At 66.4% G+C, this 7532-nt stretch carries 6 protein-coding genes; 2 read left to right on the top strand and 4 right to left on the bottom strand.

Annotated features, from left to right (window positions below):
• Positions 1-1532: GNAT family N-acetyltransferase (locus GSQ83_RS27470; protein WP_216850608.1), on the top strand; the 1532-nt coding region annotated here is incomplete at its 5' end.
• Between the two features lie 546 nt (positions 1533-2078).
• Here the strand turns inward: GSQ83_RS27470 and GSQ83_RS27465 are convergent.
• The 4 genes from GSQ83_RS27465 to aceA form a co-directional block, all read right to left on the bottom strand.
• Complete coding sequence (locus tag GSQ83_RS27465) at positions 2079-2816, bottom strand: SDR family NAD(P)-dependent oxidoreductase (RefSeq protein ID WP_158806029.1); 738 nt, start codon at positions 2814-2816, stop codon at positions 2079-2081.
• A gap of 5 nt (positions 2817-2821) precedes the next feature.
• A complete protein-coding gene (gene pyk / locus GSQ83_RS27460; protein ID WP_158806028.1) occupies positions 2822-4270 on the bottom strand; it encodes a pyruvate kinase in 1449 nt (482 codons plus the stop codon).
• Between the two features lie 166 nt (positions 4271-4436).
• Positions 4437-4619, bottom strand: a complete 183-nt coding sequence (locus GSQ83_RS27455) for a hypothetical protein (RefSeq protein WP_158806027.1) — start codon at positions 4617-4619, stop codon at positions 4437-4439.
• Positions 4620-4629: 10 nt separating this feature from the next.
• Positions 4630-5916, bottom strand: a complete 1287-nt coding sequence (aceA, locus tag GSQ83_RS27450) for an isocitrate lyase (protein ID WP_158806026.1) — start codon at positions 5914-5916, stop codon at positions 4630-4632.
• A gap of 137 nt (positions 5917-6053) precedes the next feature.
• On the opposite strand from aceA, the gene GSQ83_RS27445 reads away from it, so the two are divergent.
• On the top strand, positions 6054-7466 hold the full coding sequence (locus tag GSQ83_RS27445; protein ID WP_158806025.1) for a short-chain fatty acyl-CoA regulator family protein: 1413 nt from the start codon (positions 6054-6056) through the stop codon (positions 7464-7466).
• Positions 7467-7532 lie beyond the last annotated feature (66 nt).

Below are 7532 nucleotides of genomic sequence, written 5' to 3'. Positions count from 1 at the left end.
CCGCTCTATACCGCCCCGCCACGGGCTTTGCCGCCGCGCGGGGGGTTGCGCCCGCCGCCAGGCTCCGCCTCATGACGATCGAGCGAGTCGGCGCGGGCCATGCCGCCGTTCTCGCGGCGATTCATACGGCGAGCCTTGCGGCGGTCACACCTTACGGCAGCGGTGGCGAGGTCTGGGGCGCCAGTGCCTTCGAGGCCCAGCTCAGCATGCATGGCGTGGTCGCGCTGCTCGACCGGCGCGGCGGCATGGCGTTGGTCCGGATAACGGCGGACGAGGCCGAGTTGCTGACGATCGCCGTCATCCCATCGGCACGCCGTCGCGGCGTCGCACGCGGGCTGCTGCTGGCGCAGATGGCAAACGCGAGCGAACTCGGCGCGCGGCAGATGTTCCTGGAGGTCGCGGTCGGCAACCGCAACGGGCTTGCGCTCTATCGGAGCCTCGGCTTCGAGGATGTCGGGCGGCGGCGCGCCTACTACGCCAATGGTCAGGATGCGCGGGTGATGCGCGTCGCTCTACCGGTTGCCACCGCGACCTGGCGGCGGCAGTCTCGGCCTATGCGCATCCATGTTCACAACGGCTCCGCGCCGTCCATTTTCACGGTCAAAGAAACGCAATTCGCCGAGGCCGCGGCACGCGCGGGCGCCGCGCACGCGGTGAGTTTCGGCAACTCGGCGGAGGCGCTGAAGGCGGTGCTGCCCGAGGTCGAAGTCCTCGTCTCCGGAACGGGACCACTCGCTGAGGTCCTGCCGCTGCTTCACCCCGAGCATGCACCGAAGCTGCGTCTCATCTTCACTGTCGCGGCGGGTATCGACAGCCTCCCGCGCGACCAGATGCCGCCGGTGCCCTTCATCAACAATCGCGGCGCGCATACTGAGAAAGCAGCGGAGTTCGTCACCATGGCGCTGCTCATGCTGACGAGCGGCATGCCGGGGTTCATCAAGGATCAACAGGAAAAACGGTGGGAGCAGCGGTTTTTCCGAGGGCTGCGCGGCCGCAAGCTGACGGTGCTCGGGCTGGGCGCCATGGGCGGCGCCTCGGCGGAGCAGGCGGCGCATTTCGGCATGGAGGTTACCGGCATTCGCGGCACGCCCAAGCCGCATCCCGCCTGCCGCAGCGTCGTTGGCGTGGAGATGCTGGACGCGGTGCTGCCGGAAACCGAGTTTCTGCTTGTTTCCTGCCCGCTGACCGACAAGACCCGCCACATCGTCGACCGCCGGCGTCTCGCTTTGCTGCCTAGGGGCGCCTTCCTCATCAACATCGGCCGCGGCCCGCTGATCGAGCAGACGGCGCTGTGCGACGCGCTCGACGGCGACCATCTGGGCGGAGCGGTGCTCGATGTCTTCGACCCGGAGCCGGTGCCGGTCGATGATCGCATCTGGACCACGCGCAACCTGGTGATGACGCCGCATGCCGCGGTGGATGATGTGGTGAGTTACATCCCCCGTTCGCTGGACGTTTTCTTCGCCAATCTGGCGGCGATGGAGACGGGTGAGCCGTTGCTCACGCCGGTGGATTTCGCGCGGGGATATTGAGCGCGTGGCTAAATCAGAAACACACGCGGGCGGGCATTGAAACACTTTGTTAGAACCAACTCATCAATCCTCTCAGCGGTGGCGCAAACTTGAGCGCTCCAGAACAAAAAGAGGATAAATACGGATGTCGTCTGCTTTAGGAGCTTACGCCCCCAATCATCATCTGACTGTCTACGAGCCCTATAGAGCGAGGTATGGCCAAGCGCCCGGTAACGCGACGTATGACCAACCTGGATGTGAAAGGTACGGTACGCCAACGGTCCCTGTGCGATACCCGATTTACGGGAGACTCTTTCATCCAGCACAACAGACTCAGTCTCGAGCAAGTTATTTGCCGCCGCGACCCGAGTTCGGCGGAAGTATGCCGCCGCCCGCCGTCTTCAATGAGCCTTGGGCTAAGGAAAACGACGAGCCTGGGTCCTTCTACTGTTGGGGACAACGGTATCTATTCGAGTACGAAGGACCCGTTCCAAAACAGCCGCCGACGCCTCGTACCGAGTGCACGAAGCCTCTCGACTACTACACTCAGAGCAAACTCTAGAGGCGTCACCGCCCGCCCGACACCGTGACGACCGTGCCCGTCACATAGGAGGCCGCCGGAGACAACAACCAGGCCACCGCCTCGGCGATGTCCTCGGCCTCTCCGATGCGGCCGAGGACGACGCCGCTCCGCGCGGCGAGCGCGCGCATTTCCTCGGTCGCCATGTCGGTCGCCGTCATGCCGGGCGCGACGGCATTGACGCGGATGCCCTCCCCGCCGACCTCGTTGGCGAAGCCCTTGGTGAAGCTCTCCACCGCGCCTTTGGTCGCCGCATAGGCCGTCAGCCCCGGAAGACCACCCGTGCGGGCCGCGATCGATGAGATATTGACGATACCGCCGCCTTGGCCGCCATGACCGCGCGACATCCGGCGCACAGCCTCCCGCGCGCAGAGAATTGTGCCGAGCACATTGACCGCGAAAATGCGTTCCAGCGCGGCCGGCTCATGCGCATCCACCCGGCTCACATCACCTGTAATGCCCGCATTGTTGACGAGCGCCGTCAGCGGTCCAAGGACTCGATCGGCGGCGGTGAACAACGCGCCCACCGCCACGGGGTCGCCGACATCGCCGGCGAGCGCCTCGGCGCGGCCGCCGGCAGCGCGGATCTCGGCGACGACGCTTTCAGCCGCCTCCGCCCGCTGGGCATAGTTCACGCCGACGGCGTAACCACGGGCCGCCAGGATGCGGCAGATGGCGGCACCGATGCCTCGGCTCCCACCGGTAACAATCACAACCCCGGACATCGTGTTCAGACCTTTGCCACGTGTAGAAGGTTGGTGCCGCCCGACTGGCGGAACGGGATGCCGGCGGTGAGAACAATCTCCTGGCCCGGCTGGGCATAGCCTTCCTGCCGCGCGGCCTCGCGGGCCTGCTCGGCGGCATCCGTGAAGGAGTCGATTTCCGCAGAGACAACGCCATGGACCCCCCAGACAACGGCGAGACGGCGCGCGGTCTCGGGGCGCGGGGTCAGTCCGATAATGGGGCAATCCGGCCTTTCCCGCGCGACGCGGAGCGCGGTGCCGCCACTCGCGGTAAAGGCGACAATCGCGGAGGCGCCGATGGTATGCGCCACCTGTTGAGCCGCCGCGGCGATGGCATCCGCCGAATAGGGGTCGGGGTCCGGGCGAGAGGCGTTGGTGATGTCGCGCCAGCCCTCGTCTTGCTCCACCCTCGCCACGATCCGGTCCATGATATTGACGGCCTCGTAAGGGAATTGTCCGGCCGCTGTTTCGGCCGAGAGCATGACGGCATCCGCCCCATCGAACACCGCCGTCGCGACATCGGAGGCCTCGGCGCGGGTCGGCGCGGGCGCGGTGATCATGCTCTCCAGCATCTGCGTCGCCACCACCACCGGCTTGCCGAGCTGGCGGGCGGCGCGAACGATGCGCTTCTGCGCAAGCGGCACTTCCTCCGGCGGCAATTCCACGCCGAGATCGCCGCGGGCGACCATGACGCAGTCGGTCAAGCGCAGGATCTCGTCGAGATTTTCCAGCGCCTGGGGCTTTTCCATCTTGACCATGATCCAGGCCCGGCCGGCGGCGATTTCGCGCGCCTCGATCACATCCTCGGGGCGCTGCACGAAGGACAGGCCGATGTAATCGACCCCGGCCGCGAGCGCGAAGTCGAGGTCGATGCGGTCCTTCTTGGTCAGCGCGGGGATCGGCAGGATGACATCCGGCACGTTGACGCCCTTGCGGTCGGAGAGCGCGCCGCCGACCAGCACCTCGGTCTCGAGATGATCGTCGCGCTTGCGGGTTATGCGCAGCCGCAGCTTGCCGTCATCCAGCAACAGGTTGGTGTTGATGGCGGCGGCGGCGATGATCTCGGGATGCGGCAGGTTGCAGCGGCGGGAATCGCCGGGTGTCGCGTCCAGGTCTAGCCGGAAGGTCTGGCCGGTCTGGAGATGCACCTTGCCGCCGGCAAAGCGGCCAACGCGAAGCTTGGGGCCCTGAACATCCGCCAGGATGCCGATCGGGTGGTCGAAGCGGCGCTCGATCTCGCGGATCGAGGCGATGCGGGCCGCGTGGTCCTCGTGGCTGCCATGGCTGAAATTGAGGCGGAACACATCGGCGCCGGTCTGGAACAGCCGGGTGATGATCTCGGTGGTCGAGCTGGCCGGGCCGAGCGTCGCGATAATTTTGGTACGGCGATGGCGGCGCAGCCGCTGTGAGGCGATCGGCGTTCTTGAGAGCGACATGCGGGACGTCCCAGCTTGAATTGGCGGCCCGAGCGGCCGAGCGCATATCGGCCCGCCCCAGTGTCTCGGGGCAGGTCGATAGCCGCGGCATCAGCCATCATTGCGGGACGTGAATCAACCCCTACCGGCGTGAGAAGAGAGGGTGAAGAGCCCCCTCCCTATGCAGTCAGGCCGCCGCACTCTCGTCGTCGCGGCGCTCGCTGACGACGCGGTTCGCGAGGCTTGCCTGCGGTGCGTCGGTAGTCATCTTCGCGCTGATCCTGCCCCGGCTATGATGGACAGGTTGTGGTTCGCTGACCCAGCTATGGGCATGCACCAGGCCGTCGTCGAAATCGTGCAAATGGGACATCGGTCTTCTCCTATTCCGCCGCCTGGGCGGGGGTGTCGTGGAACTGTTCGGTTTCGGTGCTGCCGGCCATGGCCGTGGTGGAGGAGCGTCCGCCGCTCGCCGTGACGGCGACGGCATCGAACCAGCCGGTGCCGACCTCGCGCTGGTGGCGCGTCGCCGTATAGCCGGCGGCCTCCGAGGCGAATTCCGCCTGTTGGAGTTCGGAATAGGCCGCCATGCCGCGCTCCGCGTAGCCGCGCGCCAGGGTGAACATGCCGTGGTTGAGGCTATGGAAACCGGCGAGTGTGACGAATTGAAACTTGTAGCCCATGGCGCCGATTTCGCGCTGGAAGTCCGCGATCTTGGCGTCCGGCAGCTTCTTCTTCCAATTGAAGCTCGGCGAACAGTTATAGGCCAGCATTTTGCCCGGAAACTGCGCGTGGATGGCTTCCGCGAAGCGCGCCGCCTCTTCGAGATTGGGTTCGCTGGTTTCCCACCACAGCAGATCGGCATAGGGCGCGTAGGCGAGGCTGCGGGCGATCGCGTATTCGACCCCCTGCCCTTCCCGGATGCGAAAAAAGCCCTCCGGTGTGCGCTCGCCGGTCAGGAACGGCCTGTCACGCTCATCCACATCCGAGGTCAGAAGCTGCGCCGCGTGGCTGTCGGTGCGGCAGAGCAGGACCGTCGGCACACCCTCGACATCGGCGGCGAGGCGGGCGGCGTTCAGCGTGCGGATATGCTGGCTGATCGGCACCAGTACCTTGCCGCCGAGATGGCCGCATTTCTTCTCGGATGCGAGCTGATCCTCGAAATGGACCCCGGCCGCACCGGCCTCGATCATCGCGCGCATCAGCTCGAAGGCATTGAGCGGGCCGCCGAAGCCAGCCTCGGCATCGGCGATGATGGGCGCCATCCAGGGCTGGCCCTCATCACCCTCCAGCCGCGCGATCTGATCGGCCCGGCGCAGCGCATTGTTGATGCGCCGGACGACAACCGGAACCGAGTTGACTGGGTAAAGCGACTGATCGGGATACATCTCGCCGGCGACATTGGCGTCCGCCGCGACCTGCCAGCCGGAGAGATAGATGGCCTTGAGCCCCGCCTTGACCTGCTGCATCGCCTGGTTGCCCGTCAGCGCGCCCAGGGTGTGGACATAGGGCTCGGTCTTGAGCAGGTGCCAGAGGCGGCGGGCGCCCATTTCGGCGAGGGTATGGCGGATCCGGAAGGAGCCCGAGAGCCGCTCGACTTCCTGCGGCGTGTAGTCGCGGCGAATGCCGCTGAAACGTTCGGGGTCGTCTTGGCTGATGGCGTCCAGCATGGCGCGGTTTCCTTTGGCAGCGTCTCAGTCAATGTTTGACACAAGCTCGGCCAAGGTTCATCCGGGATTACAGTCTCACGATGGCAACAGCGTTGTTGGATTTACGGAGAGGCTTGTGAAGGCGTAAAGGCTTGTAAATGTCGCGTCCTCTCATCGGCCGCACGGTGCGCCGACTTCGTCAGGAGAAGGGCATCTCCCAGCAAGCGCTGGCGGCCCGGCTGGGCATCTCCGCGAGCTATCTGAACCTCATCGAGCATGATCAGCGCTCGGTAACGGCGGCGCTGCTGATCAAGCTGGGCGAGACTCTGGAGGTCGATCTCGGCGTGCTCTCCGGCGTGCAGGAACGCGACCGGGAGGGACGGCTGCGGGAGGCGCTTACGGATCCGCTGCTCGGCGCCGAGGCGGTTTCCGAGGCCGACATCGCAGCACTCGCCGCGATCCCGCAGGCGTCCCAGGCTGTCCTGGCGCTGTATCGCGCGCTGCGCGTGGCGCGGGAGGATGCGAGCGGCATCGCTCTGCCGAGCGGCCGCCGCATCATGCTGCCCAACGAGGAAGCCCGCGATGTCTTCCACGAGCGCAACAATCACTTCCCCGCGCTGGAAGCCGCCGCCGAAGCCCTCAGCGATGCGATGTCGAGCGAAGGCTCCTCGCTGGCACCCGCCGAACGCAACCACGCCATCGCCGAGCGGCTGCGTCAGCGCCACGGTCTGGTGGTGCGGGTAGCGCCGTTGCAGGGCGCGTTGCGCTCCTACGATCCGGAGGCGCGGTTGCTGATCCTGTCGGAGCAACTGCCGCGCGAAAGCCGGGGGTTTCACCTCGCCTTCCAGCTCATGCTGCTGGAAGCGCGCGACACGGTGGAGACGGCCGTCGCTCAGATCGCGCCCTCCTCGCCGGAGGCGGCGGGGCTTATCCGCATCGGTCTGCTCAACTACAGCGCTGGCTGCCTGTTGATGCCGTATCGCCCTTATCTGGCGGCTGCCCAGGCGCTGCGGCATGATGTGGACGTGCTCGCCGCACGCTTCTGCGTTTCGTTCGAGCAGGCCTGCCACCGGCTTTCGACGCTGCAACGGCCTAGCGAGCGTGGCATTCCGTTTTTCTTCCTGCGCACAGATCCGGCCGGGAATATCACCAAGCGGTTCTCGGCGGCCGGTTTTCCGTTCCTCCAGCATGGCGGCTCCTGCGCGCGCTGGGTGCCCCATACTGCCTTCACCACCCCCGGCGCCATGCGGGTCCAGGTGGCGCAATTGCCGGACGGGGCGACCTTTCTCTGCTTCGCCCGCACGGTCGCGGGACCGGCCACCGGCTGGGGCGATCCGCCGCCCATCCGTGCCGTGACCTTGGGTTGCGACGTGAGCCACGCCACGGAACTGGTCTATGCGGATGGGTTGGACGTCGCGCGCGGCGTCACCGGCATCGGTCTCGCCTGCCGTCTCTGCGAGCGAGCGGATTGCCGCAGCCGGGCCTTTCCGCCGCTGGAGCATCGTCTGGCGCTCGATCCCTATATGAAGGGCAATAGCCCCTATCGTTTCGAGCCGCGGCCCCGCCCCTAGCGCGGCTTGCGACGCGCGGACGGCACAGGCATCTAACGGCCACGAGACTTAGAGGAACGAGCAATC

Source organism: Acidisoma sp. L85 (assembly GCF_009765865.1).
Lineage (GTDB): Bacteria > Pseudomonadota > Alphaproteobacteria > Acetobacterales > Acetobacteraceae > Acidisoma.
This window is presented reverse-complemented; position numbering and strand designations above follow the sequence as displayed.